This window comes from Candidatus Eisenbacteria bacterium (genome assembly GCA_016235265.1).
In the GTDB taxonomy this organism is placed as follows: Bacteria; Eisenbacteria; RBG-16-71-46; order RBG-16-71-46; family JACRLI01; genus JACRLI01.
Map to the genome: position 1 here is coordinate 168308 of JACRLI010000014.1, position 24127 is coordinate 192434.

At 70.8% G+C, this 24127-nt stretch carries 22 protein-coding genes; 11 read left to right on the forward strand and 11 right to left on the reverse strand.

Going from position 1 to position 24127, the window contains the following annotated elements; genetic code table 11:
• Positions 1 to 1190: amidohydrolase family protein (locus HZB25_07285; GenBank protein ID MBI5837030.1), on the forward strand; the 1190-nt coding region annotated here is incomplete at its 5' end.
• 188 nt (positions 1191 to 1378) lie between these two features.
• Complete coding sequence (locus tag HZB25_07290; GenBank protein MBI5837031.1) at positions 1379 to 2230, forward strand: HDOD domain-containing protein; 852 nt, start codon at positions 1379 to 1381, stop codon at positions 2228 to 2230.
• 185 nt (positions 2231 to 2415) lie between these two features.
• Here HZB25_07290 and HZB25_07295 read toward each other — a convergent pair whose 3' ends face one another.
• Genes HZB25_07295 through HZB25_07325 form a run of 7 tightly spaced genes read right to left on the reverse strand, consistent with a single transcriptional unit; the run spans position 2416 to position 9133 of the window.
• Complete coding sequence (locus HZB25_07295) at positions 2416 to 3771, reverse strand: aspartate aminotransferase family protein (protein MBI5837032.1); 1356 nt, start codon at positions 3769 to 3771, stop codon at positions 2416 to 2418.
• A complete protein-coding gene (locus HZB25_07300; GenBank protein MBI5837033.1) occupies positions 3755 to 4576 on the reverse strand; it encodes a hypothetical protein in 822 nt (273 codons plus the stop codon). The genes HZB25_07295 and HZB25_07300 overlap by 17 nt, the downstream gene beginning before the upstream one ends.
• The gene (locus HZB25_07305; GenBank protein ID MBI5837034.1) at positions 4573 to 5280 is read right to left on the reverse strand and encodes an NTP transferase domain-containing protein; all 708 of its coding nucleotides are present in this window, start codon (positions 5278 to 5280) and stop codon (positions 4573 to 4575) included. The genes HZB25_07300 and HZB25_07305 overlap by 4 nt, the downstream gene beginning before the upstream one ends.
• Positions 5281 to 5314: 34 nt before the next feature.
• Positions 5315 to 6007 (reverse strand): HAD family hydrolase, encoded by a 693-nt coding sequence (locus HZB25_07310; protein ID MBI5837035.1) that lies wholly within the window; start codon positions 6005 to 6007, stop codon positions 5315 to 5317.
• On the reverse strand, positions 6004 to 6984 hold the full coding sequence (locus HZB25_07315) for a CDP-alcohol phosphatidyltransferase family protein (protein ID MBI5837036.1): 981 nt from the start codon (positions 6982 to 6984) through the stop codon (positions 6004 to 6006). Before HZB25_07315 ends, HZB25_07310 begins: the two co-directional genes overlap by 4 nt.
• A complete protein-coding gene (locus tag HZB25_07320) occupies positions 6981 to 8096 on the reverse strand; it encodes a flippase-like domain-containing protein (protein MBI5837037.1) in 1116 nt (371 codons plus the stop codon). The genes HZB25_07315 and HZB25_07320 overlap by 4 nt, the downstream gene beginning before the upstream one ends.
• A complete protein-coding gene (locus HZB25_07325) occupies positions 8093 to 9133 on the reverse strand; it encodes a Gfo/Idh/MocA family oxidoreductase (protein MBI5837038.1) in 1041 nt (346 codons plus the stop codon). Before HZB25_07325 ends, HZB25_07320 begins: the two co-directional genes overlap by 4 nt.
• Before the next feature lie 299 nt (positions 9134 to 9432).
• On the opposite strand from HZB25_07325, the gene HZB25_07330 reads away from it, so the two are divergent.
• Both HZB25_07330 and HZB25_07335 read left to right on the forward strand, forming a co-directional pair.
• Positions 9433 to 11550, forward strand: a complete 2118-nt coding sequence (locus HZB25_07330; protein ID MBI5837039.1) for a M20/M25/M40 family metallo-hydrolase — start codon at positions 9433 to 9435, stop codon at positions 11548 to 11550.
• Complete coding sequence (locus HZB25_07335) at positions 11547 to 12155, forward strand: hypothetical protein (protein MBI5837040.1); 609 nt, start codon at positions 11547 to 11549, stop codon at positions 12153 to 12155. Before HZB25_07330 ends, HZB25_07335 begins: the two co-directional genes overlap by 4 nt.
• A gap of 15 nt (positions 12156 to 12170) precedes the next feature.
• On the opposite strand, the gene HZB25_07340 is transcribed toward HZB25_07335, so the two are convergent.
• Both HZB25_07340 and HZB25_07345 read right to left on the reverse strand, forming a co-directional pair.
• Positions 12171 to 12671 (reverse strand): hypothetical protein, encoded by a 501-nt coding sequence (locus HZB25_07340; GenBank protein MBI5837041.1) that lies wholly within the window; start codon positions 12669 to 12671, stop codon positions 12171 to 12173.
• Positions 12672 to 12718: 47 nt separating this feature from the next.
• Positions 12719 to 13483 carry a rhodanese-like domain-containing protein gene (locus tag HZB25_07345; protein ID MBI5837042.1) on the reverse strand — a complete coding sequence of 255 codons (765 nt, stop codon included), beginning with the start codon at positions 13481 to 13483 and terminating at the stop codon, positions 12719 to 12721.
• Positions 13484 to 13746: 263 nt separating this feature from the next.
• Here HZB25_07345 and HZB25_07350 point away from each other — a divergent pair, with 263 nt between their 5' ends.
• On the forward strand, positions 13747 to 17109 hold the full coding sequence (locus HZB25_07350; protein MBI5837043.1) for a PD40 domain-containing protein: 3363 nt from the start codon (positions 13747 to 13749) through the stop codon (positions 17107 to 17109).
• 159 nt (positions 17110 to 17268) lie between these two features.
• On the opposite strand, the gene HZB25_07355 is transcribed toward HZB25_07350, so the two are convergent.
• Positions 17269 to 18804 carry a peptide MFS transporter gene (locus tag HZB25_07355; protein ID MBI5837044.1) on the reverse strand — a complete coding sequence of 512 codons (1536 nt, stop codon included), beginning with the start codon at positions 18802 to 18804 and terminating at the stop codon, positions 17269 to 17271.
• Between the two features lie 238 nt (positions 18805 to 19042).
• Here HZB25_07355 and HZB25_07360 point away from each other — a divergent pair, with 238 nt between their 5' ends.
• The 3 genes from HZB25_07360 to HZB25_07370 are packed head-to-tail and all read left to right on the forward strand — an operon-like array spanning position 19043 to position 20172.
• Positions 19043 to 19276 carry a CopG family transcriptional regulator gene (locus HZB25_07360; protein MBI5837045.1) on the forward strand — a complete coding sequence of 78 codons (234 nt, stop codon included), beginning with the start codon at positions 19043 to 19045 and terminating at the stop codon, positions 19274 to 19276.
• The gene (locus HZB25_07365) at positions 19263 to 19523 is read left to right on the forward strand and encodes a type II toxin-antitoxin system RelE/ParE family toxin (GenBank protein MBI5837046.1); all 261 of its coding nucleotides are present in this window, start codon (positions 19263 to 19265) and stop codon (positions 19521 to 19523) included. The genes HZB25_07360 and HZB25_07365 overlap by 14 nt, the downstream gene beginning before the upstream one ends.
• Positions 19524 to 19581: 58 nt before the next feature.
• Complete coding sequence (locus tag HZB25_07370) at positions 19582 to 20172, forward strand: cob(I)yrinic acid a,c-diamide adenosyltransferase (protein MBI5837047.1); 591 nt, start codon at positions 19582 to 19584, stop codon at positions 20170 to 20172.
• Between the two features lie 93 nt (positions 20173 to 20265).
• Here the strand turns inward: HZB25_07370 and HZB25_07375 are convergent, their stop codons facing one another.
• Positions 20266 to 21501 (reverse strand): MFS transporter, encoded by a 1236-nt coding sequence (locus tag HZB25_07375; protein ID MBI5837048.1) that lies wholly within the window; start codon positions 21499 to 21501, stop codon positions 20266 to 20268.
• A gap of 164 nt (positions 21502 to 21665) precedes the next feature.
• Here HZB25_07375 and HZB25_07380 point away from each other — a divergent pair, with 164 nt between their 5' ends.
• The 3 genes from HZB25_07380 (at position 21666) to meaB (ending at position 24079) form a co-directional block, all read left to right on the forward strand.
• Positions 21666 to 22178 carry a DinB family protein gene (locus tag HZB25_07380; protein ID MBI5837049.1) on the forward strand — a complete coding sequence of 171 codons (513 nt, stop codon included), beginning with the start codon at positions 21666 to 21668 and terminating at the stop codon, positions 22176 to 22178.
• Positions 22175 to 22954, forward strand: a complete 780-nt coding sequence (locus tag HZB25_07385) for a hypothetical protein (GenBank protein MBI5837050.1) — start codon at positions 22175 to 22177, stop codon at positions 22952 to 22954. The genes HZB25_07380 and HZB25_07385 overlap by 4 nt, the downstream gene beginning before the upstream one ends.
• A gap of 123 nt (positions 22955 to 23077) precedes the next feature.
• Positions 23078 to 24079, forward strand: a complete 1002-nt coding sequence (gene meaB / locus HZB25_07390; GenBank protein ID MBI5837051.1) for a methylmalonyl Co-A mutase-associated GTPase MeaB — start codon at positions 23078 to 23080, stop codon at positions 24077 to 24079.
• Positions 24080 to 24127: the final 48 nt, after the last annotated feature.

Sequence of the window (24127 nt, forward strand, 5' to 3'; positions counted from 1 at the left end):
TCGGGGATTGCCTGGCCCTGCAGGGATTCGTGCAGACCCACCTGCACCTGTGCCAGACGCTGTTCCGCGGTCTGGCCGACGACCTGCAGCTGCTCGACTGGCTGCGCGAGCGCATCTTCCCGCTGGAGGCCGCGCACGACGCGGCCTCGCTGCGCGCCGCGGCGCGCCTGGGCCTGTGCGAGCTCACGCGCTCCGGCACCACCGCGTTCATGGACATGGGCACCATCCAGGGCACCGAGGTGATCGCGGGGGAGATCGCCGCCTCGGGCCTGCGCGCGGTGTTCGGCAAGGCGCTGATGGATGTGAATCTCATGTTCCCGCCTCTGGCCGAGCCCACGCGCGACGCGCTGGAGGAGGCCTTCGCCCTGGCCACGCGCTTTCACGGCACCGCCGGGGGCCGGCTTCGGTACGCCTTCACCCCGCGCTTCGTGCTCTCGTGCACCGACGAGCTGCTGCGCGCCTCCTTCGCCATGACCCGCGACTTCGAGCACTCCCGCTGGCACACGCACGCCTCCGAGAACCACGGCGAGCTGGACGCGGTGCGCGCCCGCTGCGGCTGCGGCAACGTGGAGCACCTCGACCGGCTGGGCACGCTCTCGCCGGTGAGCTGCCTGGCGCACTGCATCCACCTGGAGCCCGCCGAGGTGGACGCCCTGGCGCGCACCGGGGCGCACGTGCTGCACTGCCCCGGCTCCAACCTCAAGCTGGCCTCGGGCGTGGCGGATGTGCCCGGGCTCCGCGCCCGCGGCATCCCGGTGTCGCTGGGCTGCGACGGCGCGGCGTGCAACAACACCCTGGACATGTTCTCCGAAATGCGCCTGGCGGCGCTGATCCAGAAGCCGAAGCACGGCCCCACCGCCATGCCGGCGCTGGAGGTGCTGGAGATGGCCACGCTGGGCGGCGCGCGCGCCCTGGGATGGGATTCCGACATCGGCAGCCTCCGGGCTGGGAAGTCGGCGGACGCGGTGTTCCTGGACCTGGGACGGGGCTGGAATCCGCTGGAGGCGGCCACCGCCGAGGCGTGGGCCGGCGCCGTGGTGTACTCGGCCCGGCCGGAGAATGTCCGCGCGGTGCTCGCCGGCGGCGAGTGGCTGGTGCGCGACGGCCGGCCGGTGCGCTTCGACGAGGCCGCCGAGGCGGCGGCCGCCCGGAATCAGCTCCGCAAAGTGCGCGCCCGCGCAGGGGTCTAGGGCCGCGCCCTCCGCGGCGCATTTCCCGGCGCCCCGCTGCGGGAATCCTCAATGACCCCTCCCGCGCGGCCGATACTTCCACAGTGCCCCCAGTTTTCCGGACGCGCGGCCGAGGCGCCGCCACCCGGTGCGCCGAAGCACCCGACGCGTCCTGAGCACGACGGCTTCATTCCCCGGAGGAATCGCCCGTGAGCGTCCTGATCGTGCCTCGCGAACAGCTGGTGCGGCAGGTCAAGGGCCTGCCCCCGCTGCCGCACACGATGATGCGGGTGTGGCAGGTGATCGACAACCCGGCTTCCAACTCCACCACGCTGGCCGAGGCCATCTGCGCCGATCCCTCGCTGGTCGCGACCCTGCTGAAGCTCGCGAACTCGGCGAGCTACGGCCGCAGCCGGGGGATCCAGACGATTCCCGAGGCGATCACGCTCCTGGGGTTCAACGTCATCAAGAAGATGTGCATGGGCACCATCGTTCAGGTGGGCCTGATGTCCCAGGGAGGCGCGTCGCGCGTGTTCGACAGCGTGCTCTTCTGGCGGCACTGCGTGGGCACCGGGCTGGCGGCCGAGGCCATCGCCGAGATCCAGGGGCTGAAGATCGGGGACCTGGCGTTCTCGCACGGCCTGCTGCACGACCTCGGGGTGCTGGCCCTCGACCGGTGCCTTCCGCCGGACGCGGCCGAGCACTTCGCCGAGGAGATCGCCGCGGGACGCCGCCTGATGGACGTGGAGTTCGAGGCCATCGGAACCACCCATCCCGAGCTCGGGGCGGAGCTGGCCGCGGAATGGAACTTCCCGACCAGCCTGCAGGATGTGATCCTGCACCACGCCGAGCCGCGGCTGGAGCCGGGCCGCGAGCTGGAGGTGCTGGTGGGACTGGCCTGCATGCTCACCGACCAGCAGGAGTACTGCCAGTGCCGCGACAGCGCGGGCGCCTTCGAGGACGCCCGCAAGTTCCTGGGGCTGAGCAGCGAGCAGATCAACCAGGCGCGCCAGGTGGTGATGCACCGGCTGGTGGCGCTGGCGGAGGCATTCGAGATCTAGCGCGGACGCCGCGCCGGGGCGCGCGGTCCGTGGACGTAAGGGACTCCGCCGGCCCTGCGCCGGCGGTCCCGGGTTGAACGCAATGGGGCGGGCTTCCACTGGAAGCCCGCCCCGATTTCGTTGCCGGAAGAGTGCCGGCCCGCAGCGCGCCTGCCCTGGCCGTGCAGGGCCCCGCCGCTCCGGCTCTACCCGCGCAACTCCTTCTCCGTCTCGGCGAACACCTCTTCGAGGATGTCCATGCCCTCCATCGCGGTGGCCTCGTCCAGCACCAGCGGCGGGTTCACCCGGAAGCTGCTGGTGTAGGCCATGGTGAGCAGGCCCCGCTTCAGGGCGCGGTGGAAGATGGCCGCGCACTGCTTCTTGTCCAGCCGCTCCTTCGTCGCCTTGTCCTTCACGAACTCGACGCGGATCAGCATGCCCTTGCCGTCGATGCCGTCCACGAAGGAGAACTTTCGCTCGAACTCCTTGAATCGCGCCAGCATGGCCGCGCCCACCTTGCGCGAGTTCTCCACCAGCTTCTCGTCGCGGATCACTTCCACCGAGGCGCGCGCCGCGGTGGCGGCCATGGGATTGCCGCCGTAGGACGACGACGAGCCCGAGGGCTGGTTCCACGGCGGAGTGTCGCCGACGCGGTCGCTGGTGATCACCACCGAGAGCGGGAAGCCCGCGGCGATGCCCTTGCCGCAGGTCATGATGTCCGGGACCACCCCGTCGTGGTTGGAGCCGAACCACTCGCCGCTGCGCCCGAAGCCGGTGATCATCTCGTCGGCGATCAGCAGCGCGCCGAACTCCTTCGCGATCTCCTGGATCCGCTTCAGCGCGCCCGGCGGCGGCACGATGTTGCCCGCGGTGCCCTGGATGGGCTCGACCAGGATCGCGGCCACCTGGCCCGTGGTCTCGAGCTTGATCATGTCACGCGCGAAGTCCAGGCAGTGGAGATTGCACTCCGGGTGCTTCATCTTGAACGGGCAGCGGTAGCAGTCGGGATACGGCGTGAGGTACAGGCCCGGCATGAGCGGCCCGAGCCCGTGCTTGAAGGTGGAGCCCATGGCCCCCAGCACGCCGCCGGTCTTGCCGTGGAAGCCGCCCCAGAAGGCCACCACTTCGTACTTCCCGGTGTACGCCTTGGCCAGCCGGATGGCCGACTCCACCGCCTCGGACCCGCCGCTGTAGAACTGCACGCGGTTGAGGTCGCCGGGGGTCACGGAGGCGATCAGCTCGGTCACCGCCACGCGGTTGGGGGAGGTGAAGCTGCCCACCGAGACCTTGCGGATCTGCTCGGTCATCATCTCCACCCACTTCGGGTGCGAGTGGCCCAGCGAGGCCACGTTGATGCCGGCGATGAAGTCAATGAAGCGGTTGCCGTCCACGTCGGTGAGCGTGGCGCCCTTCCCGTGGTCCATCACCAGGCGCGACATGAGGGCGAAGCCCTGCGTGCCGGGGGCGATGAACTTCTGTTCCTGCTCGAACAGCTGGCGGGATTTCGGTCCGGGAATCTCGGTCTGGAGGTGGACGGCTCGGGACTTAGTCGATTCTGCCATGGAGTCGGGCCTCTTTCACGATCTGATCGGCGATCTTCTGAGAAGCCCGATCCCGGAAGCGGGCGAAACTGGGCCAGTCGTTGAGATCGATCAGCGTTATGCCCCCGTCGTGGACCACCAGGTCCCCACCGTAGATGGACAGCCCCGCTGCGTCGGCGGCGCGCTCGGCTTCCACGCGCAGCGCCTCGGGGTCCACCGGGCGCGTTCCCGGTCCCTCGGAGTGGTACCACTCGAAGAACCCGTTGTTGTGGATGGCGTAGAACTTGATGACGTCGCCCACCAGGTGCTCCTGCAGCACCGCGCGATCGATGCCGCGGTCGCGCATGCCCCGGAGCACCGCGAGGGCCTGGCCGTGGTCGGGCACGTGCACCACGTCGCCCTTCTGGGTGGCGTGCACGTCGCCCCGCTTGACCCACAGGCTGGGCAGGCCGGCCACCTCCTCCGGGATGCTCTCCAGGGAGGTCTCCACGATCACCGTGCGCGGGAAGGGCACGCGGGACTCGTGGAAGCGCTCGACCATGAACGTGCGGTAGCAGTTTCGGATGGAGTCGGAGGAGTTGATCAAGAGCTTACCCTGCTCCTCGAGACGCGTGAGCCAGGGCATGCTGCGCGGGCCCTGGCACATGTGGAAGACCACCGGGGAGGCGATGCTGGCCGTCGGGAGATCGTCCTCGCTCACCATCCCGACGCCGAAGCCGCGGGCCTCGATGGCGTCGCGGGTCAGGCGCATGATGGCGGCGTCGTTCGATTCGTGATTGGGGGAGAACTCGACCGAGCGGGCGATTCCCGTGAATTGTGGCGTCATTCCTTGCGCTCCCAGAGGGCCAGGTACTCCTCGGCGGCCCTCACGTCCCCGGGACGGTCCACGTCCACCGTCTTGGGAAGCCGGTGGCCGTGCAGCCGGAAACCCGCGTCCACGAGGTGGCCCAGGAAGTTGCGCATTCTGGACACACCCAGCTCCTGGGCCCGGTCCAGCTCCGGCCACACTCGCGGTGTGAAATAATAGATTCCGGCCGTCACCCAGCGGGCCCCCGGAAGGGAGGTGCCCAGGGTGGTGATCCGGTCCGAAGTCATCCGGACGCACAGCGGCTTCTCGTCGTCCACGAAAGAGGTCAGCGCCAGGGTGCCGTCCGAGCGGCGGCGGGCCCGGGCCCGCGCCACCAGGGCCGGCAACTCCCCGGGCGGCAGGACCGAATCCACCATGGACACCAGCGCTTCCCGGCCTTCGAAGAACGGGCGAAGGACCAGCAGGCTGTGCATCGAACTAAGGGTGGACCGTATCACAAAGCGCACCGGAACGGGTAGGGGCTGGGCCAGGACCCGGTCCCGGACCTCCACCGAGTCCTCGTTGACGATGACGTGGATCTCCTCCGCCCCGGCGGCATGCAGATTCTCTATCGTCCTTTGAATCAACGACTTGCCGCCGATCTCCAGGAGCGGTTTGAGGACCCGGCGGCCCTCCTGCTGCAGCCGCGAGCCCTCCCCGGCGGCCAGGATCCCCGCCTTCACCTGCCGCCCCTCCCGGTTTCAGGAACGCCCGGCCTCAAATCCCACCATCCCACACGGCCAGGAAGTCCCGGGCGCTGCCCAGGGTGAAGTCCGGCCGGAAATCTGTCCGGCGTTGGACCGGGCCGCGCACCCAGGCCGTGGCCATTCCCAGGGCCCGGGCCGGGCGCAGGTCCATGTCCACCGAGTCCCCCACCATGATCGCACCCGCCGGCGTCGCCCCCAGCCGGCCCAGCGCATGCAGGAAGAAGTCCGGGTCGGGCTTGCGCAGCCCCACCACGGCCGAGTCGCACACCGCGTCCACCAGGGGCAGCAGCCCCTCCTCGCGCAGGATCAACTCCAGGTTGCCGGTGAAGTTGGAGAGGATCGCCACGCGGGCCCGGCCCCGGAGGGATTCCAGGACCCTGGAATTGCGGTCGAGATGGTCCCGGGTCTCCGCCAGCAGGAACGCGGCCGCCCGGTCGGCCGGGGCCGGGTCGGGGAAGCCCAGGTGGGCCAGCATCAGGCCGCATTCCATGCGCAGCGAGGCGTGGAGGTTGAGCCCCGCCACCGAGGCGTCGGCGTTGATCGCGTCCTCGGCGGCGCGGAAGGCGGGGTCCAGGGCGGTGGCGGGGTACTCCAGGCCCTGGGCGCGGAAGGCGGCGTCGAAGCGGCGGCTCCAGTGGATGCCGTCGCCGTCCAGGGTGCCCCCGAAGTCGAACAGCACCGCCTCCCAGCGGGAGGCGGTCATTTCGCTTCGGCCATCGCCCCGCCGCGCACCGGCACCGGGCGGGGGTCGGGCTCCTCCCGCGAAAGGTCCTGGATCAGCCGCTCGGACGCACCGCGCTGGGTCCACGTCAGCGCCAGCGCGTACACGTTCAGCAGCAGCACGTTGGCCCACAGGTACCATTCCGGGCGACGCAGCAGCACCGACGCGGACAGCAGCACCAGGTGGGCGTTGGGGCCGAGGTAGTTCCACCAGCGCACCATGCGGCGCTGGCGTTCGCCGTAGGCCGCGGCGAAGTGCTCCGAGACGGGACCGTCCGGGAAGTGGGCCTGGATGGCGCGCAGCAGCGGCTGGTAGGTGGGCGTGGTCCAGACCTGGCGGGCGGCGTAGTGCTCGTAGAGGCCCAGCACCAGGCCCCGGCCCGCGCCCGCGCCATCCGCCCCGGTCCTGCGCGCCCGCGCCAGCGCCTCGGGCGAGTCCGGGTCGAGCGCCTCGCGCTTCTTCACGATGCGGATGTACTCGGTGCGATAGAAGTCGTACAGCGCGCTCTGCAGCGAGTGCGAGGCCAGCGCCAGGAACGCCAGGGCGCCCCACATCCACTCTCCCGTCTGCGACACCAGTCCCCACCCCAGCACCGAGTAGATCACCACGAACATCAGCATGCTGCACACGCCGTCCACGATCCGGCCGTAGCGGGAGGGCTCCTTCCGGAGGCGGGCAAGCTGGCCGTCGGCTGCATCCATCACCTCGGCGATCCAGAGCAGCGCCACGCACGTCGCGAGGACCGGCACCGAAGGGGAGAACATCAGGAAGGCGGCCCCCATGCCGATCAGCATCCCGGCCACGCTGACCTGGTCGGGGGTCACGCGCATCGGGAGGAAGGCGGCGGTGAACACCACCGCCACGGGCCGGAAGAAATAGCGATCGAGGTTCTCCTCGATCTCCCAGGCCTTGAACACCTGGCGCGACTCCAGCTCCGACCGAAGGCGCTTCAGGCTCACTGGGCTTCCTCGCTCAGGACCGGCTCCTCGTCCCGGGCGGCCTTCCGGCCGAATTCCGCTCCCCGCGGCCGTGGCGCTGCGGGGCGCAGCATCGGGCCGCCGCGGGATTCCTCGGGCGCTTCCGCCAGTTTCGGCATGCGCCGCACCCCCAGCGCGGCCATGATGGCCAGCCCGCCGGCGATCCAGATCAGCTCTCGCAGCCTGGATGCCACCCCCAGGTAGATCCCGTAGGAGGGGTCCGCCTCCAGCCACTTGAGGCACAGGTAGAAGCTGCCTTCCTTCACCCCCAGTTCATAGGGCACGAAGAAGGTGGCCACCTGCATCAGCGAGCTGACCGAGTGCGCGAAGAAGGTGCGCAGCGGGTTCAGCCAGATGCCCACGTTGGCCATCATCACCATGACTTCCATGGCCCAGATGGCCCGGCCCAGGAAGTCCGCGCCCAGCGCCAGCCAGAAGCTGCCCCGGCGCTCGCGGTAGAAGCTGGTGACGCTGTCGTCGTAGCGCACCAGGCGCTCCTGCCACGAGGCCAGCCGGTCGGCCCGGATCTTCACCAGCCGCTGGCGGCCCAGCCAGCCGAACAGCCGCTCCACCAGTCCGCCCTGGTGGGCGGTGAGCAGCGCGAACGCCACCAGGCCCGCCGCCGCCGCGCCGCCCCCGAGCGCCACCACGCGCGTGGGCGTGAGCTCGAGCAGCCAGAAGCCCAGGACCAGCGCCACGATGAAGACGCCCATGTGGCTCAGCACGTGCAGGGCGTTGTAGGCGATTACCGAGCTCACCGCGCGGTGCTTTCCCAGCCGCCGCGAGATCAGCATCATCTTCAGCGGCTCGCCGCCCAGGGCGATGAACGGCGTCATGTAATTGAGAGAGAACCCGGCGATGGAGACCAGGAAGAGGTAGCGGAACTTCAGCTCCCGTCGGGCGGCGGGGTCCAGCGCCAGCCACCACGCGAAGCAGAACAGCAGGTAGGAGACGGCGGTGGGGATGAGGACCAGCAGGAAGAGCGGGCCCTGCCCGGCCAGCGAGTTCAGCAGTGAGACCAGGCCGAACTGCCGCAGCAGGAGCAGGAACAGGCCCGCCCCCAGCGCCAGGAAGAGCCACTCGAGGCGCTTCACGCGGTCGCCTTCTCGGTGGCGGGCAGCCGGATGGTGCGCCCCTCGGCGGACGAGCGGTAGCAGGCCTCCAGCGTGCGCAGCGAGGCCACGGCCTCCTCCCACGCGTCCCGCGCGTGGTCGCGACGCTTCACGCGCGCCACGAACTCGCGGAACAGCGGCACGAACCACTCGGAGTGCGACGAGTTCGCCGACATGCCGGCGCCGAACTTCAGTTCCTGCTCCTCGCCGCCGCGGGCCAGCACGATGCGATCATCGGAGACGCGGATCTCGCCCCGGGTGCCCACCAGCCGGTTGGTGATCTCGCGCAGCGGCGAGGCCCACGTGAACCCCAGCCGCGCCACCGCCCGGGAGTACTCGAACACCACCGTGGCGGTGTCCTCCACCGGGTAGGGATCGGGCCGCAGCTTCTGCATCAGCGCGGTCACCGCCAGCGGGTCGCCCAGCAGCGAACGCAGCTGGTAGACGACGTGCGCGCCGTGGTCCATCAGGATTCCGCCGCCGCCCACCCGCGGGTCGGTGCGCCACGTGGGCGCCCACGCGGCGCTGCCGGGGTTGGCCTCCTTGCGCCACACCGTCCACTCCACGAAGCGCAGCTCGCCGATGTCGCCCGCGCGCACGGCGTCGGCCACCGCGCGCCATGGCGGTGCGTGGTGATACTGGTGCCCGGGCAGGAACACGAGCGGCCGGTCGCGCAGCACCGCGTCCAGCTCCCCGGCCTCGGCGGAGGAGCGGCACAGCGGCTTCTCGCAGAAGATGTGGCAATTCCGCGACGCCGCCTCGCGGATGAGCGCCGCGTGGGAGTCCGGTGGGGTGCAGATGTCCACGAAGTCCGGCTTTTCGGCGGCCCACAGGGCTCCGGCCGAGCCATAGGTGCGGATCGCCGGCCACCGGGAGCGGACGGCTTCGAGGTTGGCAGGGGCCAGATCGCAGCAGGATGTGATCCGCATCTCCGAGGAGAGCGCGGGATCGGAGTCGAGGGCCTGCAAGTGCCCACGCTGCGCGATGTTGCCGGCCCCGAAGAGTGCGCCCTGGATCACAGAGAGTACCTCTTGGGACGGGTCGGAACCCGGGTCGGACGAGTTCGCGGCCGCCGGGTGGGCCGCGCGGAAAAAACCAACCGTAGAATAGACTTGGCAACGCCGCCGAAACAACCCAATTCGGGCGCCCGGGACCGCACTCCGCGAGCCCTCAGAGTATCTCCCCGCCGGCGCCGGAGGCCCCCCTCCCCGCGCCGTCCACCCGGCTCCCACACATACCCCCCTCGCTTGCCACCTCCCGGGCCAGGTGCCACAATCGCGCGCCGACACCCTTTCCCGATCCCCTCACGGAGGCCCTCGTGTTCCATCGCCCCGCGTCCCCCGGACTCGCCCTGGCCCTGGCGCTGGCGCTGGCCCTCGCGCTGCCGGGATTGCCGACGCGGGCTCAGCCGGGCTTCGACGGCGAAATGGCCCGGGGGCTGGCGGAGGTGCTGGCCGCGGACTCCCTGGAAGGGCGACGCACCGGCCAGCCGGGCGGGACGCGCGCGGAGGCCTTTGCGGCGGCGCGGCTGCTGGAGTGGGGGCTGCATCCGGGCGTCGGAGACTCCAGTTTCTTCCAGCCCTACACCTTCCTCGCCACCCGGCTTGCCGGCGTGCCCGAACTGACCTACCTCGGGGCCCCGCCGGGTGACATTCACTACGCCTACGGCCCCGACTTCGTGGCGCCGCTCTACTCGGGCTCCGGCGCGGTGGAAGCCCCGGTGGTGTTCGTGGGCTGGGGCATCTCCGCACCCGAAAGGGGTTACGACGACTACGCCGGCCTGGACGTGAGGGACAAGGTGGTGCTGTTCCTCCGGGGCGCCCCCCGGACGGGCGGCCGCTGGGAGGATCAGCGCGCCAACGGCTGGAAGGTCCGCAACGCCCGCGCCCACGGGGCGCGCGCCGCGCTGATGTTCGAGGGCGAGCGGCCGCTGTGGGGCACCGTCCAGGAACGCTACTTCACGCCCGACATGCCGTCGCTGTGGGTGGGGCTGCGCGTGGTGCGCGACCTCCTGGTGGGCACCGGCCGCACCTGGACCGAGATCAAGGCCGCCATGGAGCTGGACCGGCCGGTGGGCTTCGCCTTGGACCGCCGCGTCCGCCTGGAGGTGAAGAGCCAGGCGCAGGAGCACGCGGTGGGCCGAAACGTGGTGGGCAGGATCGCCGGCTCGGACCCCGCGCTGAGGAAGGAGTGCGTGGTGGTGGGCGCGCACCTGGACCACATGGGCCGCGACGCCATGGGACGCGTCTACGCCGGCGCTGATGACAACGCCTCCGGCGCGGCCACGGTGCTGGAACTGGCGAGATCCACCGCGCGCGGCCCGTGGCGGCCCCGGCGGACGGTGTACTTCGCGCTGTTCGGCTGCGAGGAGCAGGGACTCCAGGGCTCCACCTGGTTCGCCGAGCACCCGCCCGCCGAGAGCATCGCGGTAATGCTGAACCTGGACATGGTGGGCCTGGGGGAGCCGGTGCCCAACTTCGGCGGTGTGGACCGCTATCCCGAGCTGGTGCGCATGGCGCGCGCGCTGCTGCCCGACTCGCTGCGCGCGCGGTCGCGCTCGTGGGGCTCGGGGCCCGACAGCGACCACTGGCCCTTCTCGGAACGCGGCATCCCCTCGCTGTTCACCGCGTCGGCGGGCGAGCATCCCGACTATCACCAGCCCGAGGACCAGCCTTGGAAGCTGCGCCGCGACGTGTTCGAGTCCGTGGGGCGCTTCGAGGCGCGGATGCTGCACGCGGTGGCCGACACTTCGGCCTGGCACGTGGACAACCGCCGCCTGCCGCGCCTGGCCGCCCGCCTCGGCCGGCCCGTGTCGCGCGCGCGCTGGGACGAGGCCGGGCACGGCCTGCGCGTGGCCGTGGCCCACGGCGCGGGAGTGGTGCTGCTGGCGCTGCCTCCCGCGGAACCGCTGCAGGCCATGGCGCGGGTGGCGCAGCTGGAGCGCGAATGCGGCGGGGACACCGGTTGGATCCAGGTCGCGCACACCGCTGAGGACCTCGAGGACCACGCCCGCCACGGCAGGACCAGCGTGGTGCTGGAGGCGCGCGTGGGGTCTTTCGATCTCGCCGACACCACGCTGCTGATGTTCCTGCAGCGGCTCGGCGTGCGCGCCGTGCTGCCCGAGACCGCGCCCACGCCCGCGGAGGCCCGGCGCATCGCCGCCCAGGGACTGCTGCTGGACCAGGGGGAACTGCGCTCGCCCGCGCCCGTGGACGGGGCGTGCCTGTACGCGGGGCGCGTGCCGCACGGTGCGGCCAACGGGTTCGCATTCGAATCCCCGGACGACCTGCGGCCCGGGGAAGCCCGCGCCGGCTGCCTGCTCTCCGAGGAGGCCTGGCGCGTGGCCGCGAAGTTGTTGAAGAAGAAGTGGACGCGGGAACAGGTGGAGGACGCCATGGGGCTCAATTTCGTGCGGTTCTGGAAGTGGGCCAGGTGATGCGCAACGGATGGATGCCCGGCCTGGCGGCCGCGGCGATGATGGCGACGTTCGGGCCCGCGCTGCCGGCCGCTGCCGCTGCCGCGTCCGCGCCCGCCGCAGCTTCGCCACCCGCCGCGGCACCCGCGCCTTCGCCGGCGCCGGCGCCCGACACGCTGCAGTTCCACGCCGTCGCCTCGCTGACCGACACGCTGCTCGACCGCTTCGCGGGCGTGTGGCAGGGCAGCCCGCCGGGCGATAGGGGCTCGGTGGACCGCCTGCTGGCCCAGTGGAAGTACGAGCACACCGTGATGCAACTGCAGAGCAAGGTCACCTCCGGTCCGCGGCGCGAGTACGAGACCGTGGCCTTCCTGACACGCGAGCCGGACGACCGCTACCGCATGGTCTTCACCGACGCCTCGGGTGCGGTGCTGTGCCTGGAGGGGCGGGCGGAAGCGCTGGTTCTCACGCTCACCGGCGCCCGCGCGGCGGGCCAGGTGCGATTGCGCTACGACCTGTCGCGGCGCGGGCGGCTGACCATGACGCGCGAGGAGGTGGCCGGGGCGGGGGAGTTCAGGAAGGTCGGGGAGGTGGAGTATCTGAGGGGGCGGTTGAAGGGGCGGTAGCCTGGACTGCGTCCATCAACTTGAGGGTGTCGAAGGGGTCACGGGTGTGGCCTTCGCGTCCGAAAGCCCTGCCTGTGAAGCCCGCCGCGGCCACCGCACGATCACCGGCACCGTCAGCGCCAGGATCGCCACGTCGCGCCCCACCGTGCCCCAGTTCACGTTGGTGCTCTTGAGGAACGGCAGGTAGTTGCCGAGCATGTCGAAGCAGCTGCAGTCCAGCTTCCGGCCCATCAGGATCTCCGCCGCCAGGATCACGCTGAACAGGCACATCATGCCCGCCGTGACCCAGCCGGCGGCTTCCACGAGGACTTCAAACCGCGAGGGCTGCCCTCCGGGGTTGAGGGGGCGCCACGCCGTGAGCAGCCCGCCCAGCAGGACCAGCCCCGCCACCAGCTCGATGCCCGGGAACGTCACCGCCACCGCGGTGTTGAGGCCCTGGGGCAGCAGCTGGTAGGCCATCACCGCGCGCAGGAATGCCATCGGGCGCTGGAACTTCCCCAGCGCCGCGCCGATCATCAGCACCGCCAGCGCCAGCAGGCACAGCGCCCGCAGCGCCCTCCAGGCTACCGGGACGGTCCCTTTTCCTGGGGGTAGTCCGCCGCTTCCCACGCCGACCAGCCTTTCTTGAACAGCAGGATGTTCTTGTATCCCTTGTGCACCAGGTTCCAGGAGACGGTCTCGGCCTGGTCGCAGGTTTCGCTCTCGCAGTAGACCAGGATCTTCGCGTCGCGCGGCAGCCGCGCTTCGAGCCGGGCGAACGCGGTGGCGAACTCGGGATCCGGCAGGCTCAGCGCTCCGGGAATGTGGCCCAGCTCGTAGACATTGCGCTCGCGGGCGTCGAGCAGGATCGCGGACTTCTGCAGCTGCAGTAACCGCGCCTCGGGGAGCTCCACCACCTGGGGCGCGGCCGGCTTTTCGGGGGCGGCGGGCGGAGCCGCGGTGGCCGGAACGGGCTTCGCGCCGGCGGGTGCCGCGGCGGGGCTGGCGCTCGTGGCCTTCGCGCTCGTGGCCTTTGCTGGCGCAGCCTTCGGGCTCGTGGCCTTCGCGCTCGTGGCCTTTGCGGGCGCGGCCTTCGCAGCCGACTTCCGGACGGGCTTCTTCGCCTCTCGCGGCGCCGCGGCCGGGCTGGCCGGCTCCTGCGTCGTCGCCGAAGCCGCGGTGGGCGCCGGCGCGGGATCCGGCGCGGGAGCGGCGGCCTCCGCGGTCGCGGTGCGCGCGGTCAGCGAGAGCACGCCCTTGGGCGCCGCCAGGTTGAACGCCAGGCCTACGAACGAGCCCGCCGCCACGAGGACGACGACGGCCTGGATGCGGCTGAGAGACTGCTTCATCGCGGGAGCCTTCCAATTCGGCCGGGAGCATCGGGCGCGCCGTGGCGGCACGCGGCGAACGAAGGGGCGACGCCCAGAATGCGGGCGCGCCCCGGGAGGTGTCAAGGCGCCGCGGCATCGCGTGGCATCGCGGCGGCTCGAACGCCGCCCCGACCCCGCGTGACCACACCATCCTTGACGCGCACGGGGCTCCCGGCGTTGTATTCCCACGTGCCCGCGCCTTCGGATTCTCCATTCTCGCCACCCTGGCAAGGAGCCGTCCCATGAGCCAGTGGACCGCCGGGTCCCGTTTCGTGTTTCGCGTCCTCGTGAGCCTCCTCGCGCCCGCCGCCGGGATCGCCGCCGGGGCCGGCGCCTCCCGCGCCGCCGAGCCGGCGGCCCCCGCCGCGCCCGCATGGGCGCGCCCCGGTGAGCCCATTCGCGGCGGAAGGTACCCGGCGCTCTCGCCCGACGGGACGACCCTCGTGTTCGGCTATGTGGGCGACCTGTGGAGCGTGCCCGCGGCGGGCGGCGTGGCGCGCCGCCTCACCGCGCACGCGGCCTACGAGCGCGCCCCGGTGTGGTCACCCGACGGCAAGTGGCTCGCGTTCGCCAGCAACCGAAACAACAACTTCGACGCGTACGTGATGCCCTCGGAAGGCGGCCTGCCCCGGCGCCTCACCTGGCACTCGTCCGACGACATCCCCACCGGGTTCACCCCGGACAGCCGCGAGGTGGTGTTCGTGAGCGGGCGCAACACCGCCTACGCCGCGTACACCGTGCCGCTGGCGGGCGGCATGGCGCGCCGGCTCACGCGCACCTTCTGGGACGACGCCACCAGCGCCTCGTTCTCTCCCGACGGCCGGACGCTGATGCTCAACCTGGGCGACCAGGCGCTGCGCTTCTGGTGGCGGATCGGCTACAAGGGCTCCAACAACGCCGACGTGTGGACGTGCGACCCGGCCAGCGGCAGGTACGCGCGCTGGACCGACTGGAACGGCGACGACCTCTGGCCCATGTGGGGCCCGGACGGGAAGACCTTCTACTACGTGTCCGACCGGGACGGCCGCAACCCCAACCTGTACCGGCAGGCGGGACCGGGCGCCCCGCCCGAGGCGCTGACGAAGTTCACCGACGACCCGGTGCGCTTCCCGTCCATTTCCGCCGACGGCTCGCGGGTGGCCTACGAGCACGCCATGGGCGTGTGGATCACCGACACCCGGTCGGGCGAGAGCCGCGAAGTCCGCATCCTGGCCGGCGCCGACTTCGAGCGCCCGCTGGAGGAGACCCGCACGCTGAACCGGGAGGCCAGCGAGATGGCGCTCTCGCCCGACTCGAAGAAGATCGCGCTGGTGGTGCGCGGCGACCTGTTCGTGCTGCCCGCGGACGGCGGCGAGACGCGTCACATAACGCGCGGCCCCGAGCGCGACAGGTACGTGGCCTGGACTCCGGATTCGCGCTCGCTGGTGTACGTGAGCGACCCCACCGGGAGCTTCCAGGTGCACGTGGTGCCCGCCGACGGCAGCGGGGCTCCGAGGCGTCTCACCGAGGGCACGGGGGAGAAAGGCTCGCCGGTGGTGAGCCCCGATGGGAAGACCGTGACGTACTTTCGCGGGGCGCAGGACATCTGCGCCGTGCCGCTGGCCGGCGGAGCCGAACGCACGCTGGTGAAGGGCCCGGTGGGCAACGAGGAACTGGACTGCGCACTGGCCGTCTCGCCCGACAGCCGCTGGCTGGCCTACACCGCACTCACCACCAACGAGGAGCACGAGATCTGGATCGTGCCGATGGAAGGCGGGACGCCGGTGAACGTGACCCGCGCCAACCACGAGTCGCTGCAGCCCACGTGGAGCCGCGATGGGAAGAACCTGTACTTCATCTCCAACCGCGAGGCCCATGACCGCGGCAGCGTGAGCGACGGAAACACCGACCTGTACCGGCTGCCGCTCCTTCCGGACACGGTGAAGTTCACGGAGAGCAAGCTGGACTCGCTGTTCCTGCCCGACGCCGCGAAGAAGGAGGGCGAGGGCAAGGCGGCGGGAGCGAAAGACGGCGCCACGGTCGCGAAGGATGGCGCCGCGGTCGCGAAGGGCGCGGACGCCGCGAAGCCCGCCGTCCCGGTGAAGATCGACTTCACCCGGATCGAGAAGCGCTTCAAGCGCCTGCTCGACACCTCGGGCGACTGCTACGAGCCGGTTCCATCGCCGGACGGCAAGACGCTGGTGTTCCTCCACCGCGACCTCAACGGCACGCAGGTCCACAGCATGCCGGCCGAGGGCGGAAAGGCGCGCGCGCTCACCTCCGGGGAGCCGGTGGCCCCGCGCCTGGGCGAGAGTGGCAACTTCGCGCGGCCTGGCGCGCTGCAGTGGGACAAGGACGGCAAGAAGGTCTACTACCTGGCCGGCGGCGGCATCCGCGTGCTCACCATGGGAGAGGGCGGCACGGCCACCGGCCCCGCCGAAGTGACGTACGCCGCGCAGGTGACGGTCAACACCCCCGGCGAGTATCGCCAGATGTTCCACGAGGCGTGGACCACGCTGCGCGACTCCTACTACGACCCCGGCCACCACGGGGTGGACTGGGAGAAGGTGGGCGCGAAGTACGAGGCGCGCGCGGAGTACGTGGCGCACCACGTGGACTTCGAGGACCAGCTGCGGGAGATGATGGGCGAGCTGAACTCCTCGCACACCGGAGCGTACGGCCCGCCGCAGCAGCCCGACCAGCCCACCGCGGGCCTGGGGTGCGAGCTGGAGGCCCCGGCGGCGGGGCAGGTGGGAGCGCGGTTATCCGGCGTGTATCGCGAAGGCCCGCTGGACCAGCCCAACGTGAAGGTGGCCGTCGGCGAGTACATCCTCGCGGTGGACGGCCAGCCGCTCCATGCCGGCGCGCGCGACGACGCATGGCTCTCCGACAAGGCCGGCAAGCGCATCCGGCTGGTGGTCGCGGCCGCCCCGGTGGCCGAGGGGGAGTTCCGCGGCTCCGCCACACCGGGCGCGCGCGAGGTCACCGTGAAGGGCGTGAGCCCGGCGGAACAGCGCGCACTGCGCTACAACGACTGGGACGAGGGCCGGCGCGAGTACGTGAAGAGAAGGACCGGCGATCGCTACGTCTACATCCACCTGCCCGCGTGCGGCTCCGCGGACATCGCCAAGTTCAAGCGGATCCTGGAAGCGGAAGGGGACGGCAGGGCCGGCCTGTTGCTGGACATGCGCTGGAACACCGGCGGGGCCATCGACGAGGAGCTGCTCACCTACCTGTGGCGGCGGCCCTACCAGTACCGCGGGGTGCGCGGCTTCCCGCGCCACTTCACCCCGGCCAACGTCTGGGCGAAGCCCACGGCGATGCTGCTGAACGAGGTGTCCCTGTCCAACGCCGAGGTGTGCGGTAACGGGTTCAGGGAGCTGAAGCTGGGCAAGATCGTGGGGCGGACCACCTACGGCTGGCTCATCGGCACGGGAGCCCGCCGCCTGGTGGACGGCAGCACCTTCCGTCTGCCCTACCGCGGCTGCTGGACGCTCAAGGGCGAGGACACCGAGACATGGGGCGGGGTGAAGCCCGACGTGGACGTGCCCGCCACCCCCGAGGACGACGCCGGAGCGGGCGATCCACAGCTCGACCGGGCCATCGAGGTGCTCGGCGGCAAGTAGGAGACGGGGCGGGGCCGCAGGGCAGGCGACAACGCGAAGGGGCGGTCCCGTCCGGGCCCGCCCCTTCGCGTTGTCGCCTGCCGCCGCTTCGTGCGTCCGGCTGTCGATCGCCGGCCCTCCAGCCCTTGCGTTGTCGCTGGAAACGGCCGGCTGCCGCCCCTATGTACTGTGCGAGGCCATCGCCTCCTTGAGGGGCTTGTTGAACAGCCAGATGGCGATGCCCGTGCCACAGCCCAGCAGCAGCAGGATCAGGAAGAACATCTCCTTCGGGATGATGGTGTAGAGCTGTCCGATGTAGCCCGACAGGATGTTCCCGAAGAAGCTGGAGAGGAACCACATCCCCATCATCATGGACACGATGCGCCGCGGCGACACCTTGGTCACCAGCGACAGGCCCACCGGCGAGAGGTACAGCTCCCCCACCGTGAGCAGCATGGTGCAGAACACCGGCCAGAACCAGCTGCCCTGGCCCGAGCCCACCATCCACACGCCGATGATCATCACGATGAACGACAGGCCCAGGATCATCGAACCCACCGCCATCTTGGCCACCGACGTGGGTTCCTGACCCTTCTTGTTCTGCCAGCGCCAGAAGATGTCCAGGAACGGCGCGAACAGGAAGATGAAGAACGGGTTCACCGACTGGAACCACGTGGAGGGGATCTGGAAGCCCAGGATGACCGGCCAGATGGTCTTCTCGTCGGCCCAGGTCTGCATGGTGTTGCCCTGCTGCTCGTACACCGCCCAGAACACGATGTTCAGCCCGCACAGGATCACCAGCGCCCAGATGCTGCGCCACTCGACGGGCGTGAGCGGCGCATGCGGGGCGGGCTTCTCCTGCTTCGCGGCCACCGCCGCGTGCTGGCGCGCCTGCAGCGTGTCGGGAGCCAGGAAGCGCTGCCCCAGCGCCTGCACCACCAGCCCCAGGCACATGCCCACGCCCGCGGCGAAGAAGCCCCAGCGCCAGCCGTACAGCGCCGCCAGCGTGCCGCAGATCAGGTTGCAGATGAACGCGCCCAGGTTGATCCCCATGTAGAAGATGGTGAACGCGCCGTCGCGTCGCGGGTCGCCCTGCGGGTACAGACTGCCGACCTGCGTGGAGATGTTGGGCTTGAAGAAGCCGTTGCCCAGGATGAGCAGCAGCAGTGCCACGAAGAACAGGCTCTCCGAGCCCCACAGCATGTACTGGCCGATGGCCATCAGCCCGCCGCCGATGAACACCGCCTTCTTCTGACCCAGGAACTTGTCCGCCAGGTAGCCGCCCAGCAGGGGAGTGAGGTACACCAGCCCGGTGTACCAGCCGTAGATCACCGAGGCTCCCTGCTGCACCGCGCTCGTCTCGCTGGCGATCCGGTGCGCCACCTCCGCCGTGTACATCGGTGCGCCGGAAGCGGTCACTGTGGCCATCAGCGCCTTGGCGCGCTCGGCCACCGAGGCGGCCAGCGAGCCCGGGTCCGCCGAGGGCAGCAGGTGCTTGATCACGCCCCAGCCCAGGATGCTCCCCGGGTCGCCGGCGGTGTCGTACTGCTTGCCCTGCAGCGACTGCCGCAGCGTGACGAACAGGTAGTTCACCATGTACAGCTTCAGCAGCCCGCGCATCCCGTAGTACGAGAAGCGTTCCCACATCTCGGTGAAGAAGAGCACGAACAGCCCCACGGGATGACCCAGGAAGGTTCGCGTGCTCCGCGGCAGCATCGGGTTGACGGCGGTGTGATCGGTCTGGCCCATGGGGATCTCCCGTTGGTCTCGCGGCCTGCGCCGGCAGGCGCCGGCGGTCCCAGGTACAGGGGTCGTTGCGGGACAGTAGCACAGGAGCGGGAGCGGTTCATCCACAGGGTCCGGAGTCGTGGGGCGGGGAGTGGGCCGGGATATGGGGAGATCCGGGGCGATCCGACGTCTTGACGTCACAACGTCAAGACGTTACCATGACCGCATGGGAAACTCACCGAAACGCGCGACGGTCTACTTCGATCCCCAGTTGCATCGTGCCCTGCGCCTCCTCGCGGCCGAGACGGATCGCTCCATCTCCGACCTGGTGAACGACGCCGTGCGCCGCAGCCTCTCGGAGGACGCGGAAGACCTGGCGGCGCTGCGCGACCGGGGCGGCGAACCGCGGATCTCCTTCGAGTCCGCGGTGCGGGACCTCAAGCGCCGTGGAAAAGTATAGCCTGCTGATCGTGCCCTCGGCGGTCCGTGAACTGGAGGCGGTGCCCCGCCGGGCCGATCGCCGCCGTGTCGTCGCCCGAATCCAGGCACTGGCGGCCGACCCGCGTCCCGCGGGCTGCCAGAAGCTCACCGGGAAGGACGGGTCCCGTGTCCGGCAGGGAGCGATCCGCGTCGTCTACCAGGTGGATGACCGGTCCCGGACGATCACGGTGATCAAGATCGGCCATCGGCGGGAGGTGTACCGGTGAGCCTGGGAGCGAGTGCCCGGGCTGGCGCCGGCCGCGGATCTCCGCTAGCCTTTCCCCCATGACGATCCGCATCACCCGCGTCTACACCCGCGCCGGCGACGGCGGCGAAACGCAGCTTGTCGGGGGCCGGAAGGTCGCCAAGGACGCGCTGCGCATCCAGGCCTACGGCACCGTGGACGAGCTCAACTCGATCCTCGGGCTGGTGCGCACCGCCAACCGCGAGACGCCCGGCCCGGAGGACGCACGCGTCGAGATCGAGGGTGCCCTGCGGCGCATCCAGAACGAGCTGTTCAACCTCGGCAGCGACCTCGCCACGCCCCTCGCCGACCGTCACCCGAAGCAGCCCGGCATCGAAGCGCGCCACATCAAGAAACTGGAACAGGACATCGACCGGCTGAATGCCGGCCTGCCGATGCTAGAGAGCTTCGTGCTGCCCGGTGGTGGCTGGGTGAGCGCCTACCTGCACCAGGCCCGCACCGTGTGCCGGCGCGCCGAGCGGCTGCTGGTGCAGCTCGTGCGCGAGGAGCCGGTCACGGAGCACGACCTGCCGTACCTTAACCGGCTGAGCGACTACCTGTTCGTGCTGGGAAGGTGGTCCGCGCAGGCGCGGGGCGAGGACGAACCGCTGTGGGAGGCGGAGACGACGTAATCGCGGAAGGTCCGGCGCGCCGAAGGAGGCCGCGACGCGGCCGCGGCGCCTCCGCACCACGAATGCACCTCGAGGGCGCGCCGACGCGCGCCCTCACGATTTGTGGTAGCCCGTCAGCTCCGGCGTGCGCGCGGCGGTCCACCCCGCGGCCACGAGGCACCCGATCCCCCCGGTGATTACCGAGACCGGCGCCCCGAATCCCTGCGCCACCATCCCCGCCTCCAGTTCTCCCAGCTGCGGGCCGCCCATGAAGAAGATCATGTTCACGCTGGTCATGCGCCCGCGCAGGTGGTCGGGAGTGGCCAGTTGGCGGATGATGTTGCGCAGCACCATGCCCACGGTGTCGGTGGCCCCGGTGAGCGCGAGGCAGGTGAAGGTGAGCCAGAAGCTGCGCGAGAAGCCGAACACCACCGTGGCCAGGCCGTAGCCCGCGACCGCCCACAGCAGCACCACGCCGCGCCTGCCGATGCGCTCCACCCACTTCGCCATCCACAGGCCCGCCACCAGCGCTCCCACCGACGGTGCGGCGTACAGCCAGCCGTAGCCACGCGCGCCCACCTGGAGAATGTCCTGCGCGAAGATCGGCAGCAGTGCCGTGGCCGACGCGAAGAACGTGGCGAAGAAGTCCAGCAGCATGGCGGAGCGGATGAGTGGGCTGGAGAATACGAAGCGCAGCCCGTCGCGCGCGGCCGCCAGGCTGATGTCGCGCTGGCTGCCGGCAGCGTGTCCGGGCACGCCCCGGATCATCAGCAGCCCCGCGAGCACCGCCAGGAAAGAAACTGCATTGAGGGCGTACACCCAGCCCACCCCCAGCGTGGCGATCACCACGCCCGCGAGCGAGGGGCCGATCACCGAGGCGGCCTGGAACATGATGCTGTTGAGGCTGATCGCGTTGGGCAGGTCCTCGCGCGGGACCAGGTCGGGCAGCAGCGACTGGCGTGCGGGGCTGTCGAAGGAGTTGGCCGCGGCGGAGAGCGCGGTCAGCAGGTAGATCGGCCACAAGGTGTTAACGCCCCCGAAGGTGAGCACGGCCAGCACCGCCGCGAGGGCCGCCATGGCGGCCTGCGTGGCGAGCATCAGTTTGCGGCGGTCCATGGCGTCCGCCACCACGCCGCCCAGCAGCGAGAACGCCACGATGGGCACCACGCGAACCAGGCCCACCATCCCCAGCGCCAGCCCCTTGTACGAGGCGGGCACCAGCAGCGAGACGTGCCACAGGATGGCCGCCATCTGCATCATGGTGCCGGCCATCGAGATCAGCTGGCCCGTCCACAGGAGCCGGAAATTGCGGTGGCGCAGGGCGGGAAAGGTGGAGGGTCCGAAAGGCATGGAGGGGATGGTAGCGGAGGGGGCGGGACGGGGCTACTTTCTCCTTGTCCGCGCGGGACCGGGATAGGATCTTCCACACCGTTGATGCATGCAGCAGTCCTGCGGCTGTCACGGCGAAGCCGCCACGGAGTCGCCACCGGGTGGATTTTCGATTCGAAGACGCCGTGCCCGTCCTTCGCCGCACTCCCGCGGTCCTGCGCGCCCTGCTCGCGGACCTTCCGTCCGCCTGGACCGACGCCAGCGAAGGCCCCGGCACCTGGACGCCCTGCGACATCGTCGGCCACCTGATCCACGGGGAGCGGACGGATTGGATGCCGCGCGTCGAGCACATCCTGCTCCACGGCGACGCGGTGGTGTTCCCGGTGTTCGACCGCGAGGCGATGTTCACCGCGTCGAAGGATCGCTCGCTCCAGAAGCTGCTGGACACGTTTGCGCAGTTGAGAGCCGCGAACTTGGCCCGCCTGAGGCGCGATCCCTGCAGGCGTCGAACATCGCAGCACCGACGGGGCACGGGGTGCCTGGCGTTGGCGATGATGCGGCACCCGCGTTTCGGCCGGACGCGCGGCCGGGCGTGCGCCTGGGCGCCCGGCTTTACGAGCCAGTGGAGCGGCGTGTACCTTTGTTCGGTGGGCGAGCCGCGCCCCGACTCCACCCTCACCCCGGAGGCTGTCCCATGAGGCCGGTCCATCCGATCCTGGCGCTCGCATGCCTGGCGCTGTGCGTCTCCGCCGTTCCGTCCCCGGCTGGACAGAACGCCGGCGCCACCGCGCGGCTGTACTGGCAGGTCGGCGATGGTCCCGGCATCGCAGGGCGGAATGCGGACTCCGCCGTGGTCCAGTTGCTCGTCACGGTGCGCGGGGTGCGCTCCTTCCGCGGCGCCGACGTCCAGCTCGGCGTGGCCGGCCCGGCCGGTGGGCTTCCCGGCAGCTGGCAGCTCCAGGAGGGCGGCTGCGGCGAGAAGTCCTACAAGTTCGAGGCCGGGGGCGCAGGCGGGGCCTACCCGAACCTCTTCCGGGCCGACCCGCGCCTGCCCGGGCAGATGGACCTGGCGCCCCGAGCCTACTACCACCACCGGAAGAACCCCTGCCTCACCCCGGACAGTTCCGCCCTGGTGTGGTTCACGGCCGCCGGGAGGGAGGCGGTGCGGCGGGACTCCACCGTGGAGTACGCCGTGCTGAGCGTTCGCTTCGACCTCCGCGCGGGGGCCTGCTGGGCCTCGGATTCCGCCGCGGCCCCCGGCGTATGTGTCTATGGTTTCAATCACTTCCCGTGTCAGCTGCCGATCCCCCGGGCCAGCATCACGCTGGTGGATGCCGGTGCGGTCAAGGACTACATCCCGCTGGAACCGGGCTTCGAGCGGCTGACCTGGCGCGGCGGGGCCTGTCCCGCCCCGTGGCAGGGCCCGCTGCCCACGCCGTCGCCGGGGACCGGAGGCGGGCCCGGCCGGCCCTAGCCTGACGCGTTGACGGCCTCCGCGCGTGCGTGCTAACCTTCCTACTTGTTGAAACTTACGCCCGATTGACAGGTGCCTTCCCGGCGCCGGGTTGTCGCTGCCCGCGCGCCGCGTCGTCGTGCCGTGTGCGTTCCTGTTTCAAGGAGTCGCGTGGACCCGCTCATCGAGCGAGTGCTGCAGGGGGAGAAGTCGGCCCTCGCGCGGGTGATCAGCCGGATCGAGAACCGCGAGCCGCAGGCCGTCGGCCTGCTGCACGAGCTGTTCCCACACCAGCGCTTCGTGCCGCGGATCGGGATCACCGGGCCGCCCGGGGCGGGCAAGAGCACGCTCGTCTCGCAGCTGGTGCGCGTGCTCCGCGCGCGCGAGCTGAAGGTGGGGGTGGTGGCGGTGGATCCCACGAGCCCGTTCAGCGGCGGCGCGGTGCTGGGCGACCGCGTGCGCATGTCCGAGGTGGCGATGGACCCGGGCGTGTTCATCCGCAGCATGGCCACGCGCGGCAGCCTGGGTGGACTGGCCGGCACTTCGCGCGAGGTGTGCGAGGCGCTGGACGCCTACGGGGCCGAGCGCATCCTGCTCGAGACCGTGGGAGTGGGCCAGTCGGAGCTGGACGTGGCCTCGGCCGCGGACACCACTGTGGTGGTGGTGGTGCCGGAGTCCGGCGACTCCATCCAGGCGCTTAAGGCGGGGCTGATGGAGATCGCGGACATCTTCGTGATCAACAAGGCCGACCGCGAGGGCGCCGACCGGCTGGCGGGCGACATCGAGAGCGCGCTGGGGCTGAAAAGCTGGGCCGGCCGCTGGCGGCCGCAGGTGCTGCAGACCGTCGCCGTGAGCGGCGAGGGTGTGGACGCGCTGCGCGAGGCGCTGGACCGCCACTGGGAGTGGCTGAACCAGACCGGCGCGCTGGGCCGGCGGCACCGCGAGGCGGTGCGCGGCCGGATCCTCGAACTGACGCGCGAGGCGGTGACCCGCGCGGTGCTGGAGCGGGCCCCGCGCGCGGAGTTGGAGACGCTGGTGGACGCGGTGATGTCGGGTGAGCAGAGCCCGTACCTCGCCGCCGAGCGCTGGGCCGCGGAACTTCTGAAGACGGCCGGGACGGGCCGCCCGCCGGCAGGCGGAGCGTAGGGGAAGCGGGCCCGGGTCCGCGCGAACCCCCCCCAAGGAGAGACGATG

Excerpts from the sequence above, each read along its gene's own strand:
- HZB25_07295 (MBI5837032.1), bottom strand. The coding sequence starts at position 3,771 with ATGGCAGAATCGACTAAGTCCCGAGCCGTCCACCTCCAGACCGAGATT.
- HZB25_07300 (MBI5837033.1), bottom strand. The coding sequence starts at position 4,576 with ATGACGCCACAATTCACGGGAATCGCCCGCTCGGTCGAGTTCTCCCCC.
- HZB25_07340 (MBI5837041.1), bottom strand. The coding sequence starts at position 12,671 with ATGATCGGCGCGGCGCTGGGGAAGTTCCAGCGCCCGATGGCATTCCTG.
- HZB25_07345 (MBI5837042.1), bottom strand. The coding sequence starts at position 13,483 with ATGAAGCAGTCTCTCAGCCGCATCCAGGCCGTCGTCGTCCTCGTGGCG.
- HZB25_07310 (MBI5837035.1), bottom strand. The coding sequence starts at position 6,007 with ATGACCGCCTCCCGCTGGGAGGCGGTGCTGTTCGACTTCGGGGGCACC.
- HZB25_07355 (MBI5837044.1), bottom strand. The coding sequence starts at position 18,804 with ATGCTGCCGCGGAGCACGCGAACCTTCCTGGGTCATCCCGTGGGGCTG.
- HZB25_07370 (MBI5837047.1), top strand. The coding sequence starts at position 19,582 with ATGACGATCCGCATCACCCGCGTCTACACCCGCGCCGGCGACGGCGGC.
- HZB25_07385 (MBI5837050.1), top strand. The coding sequence starts at position 22,175 with ATGAGGCCGGTCCATCCGATCCTGGCGCTCGCATGCCTGGCGCTGTGC.
- HZB25_07375 (MBI5837048.1), bottom strand. The coding sequence starts at position 21,501 with ATGCCTTTCGGACCCTCCACCTTTCCCGCCCTGCGCCACCGCAATTTC.
- HZB25_07360 (MBI5837045.1), top strand. The coding sequence starts at position 19,043 with ATGGGAAACTCACCGAAACGCGCGACGGTCTACTTCGATCCCCAGTTG.
- HZB25_07350 (MBI5837043.1), top strand. The coding sequence starts at position 13,747 with ATGAGCCAGTGGACCGCCGGGTCCCGTTTCGTGTTTCGCGTCCTCGTG.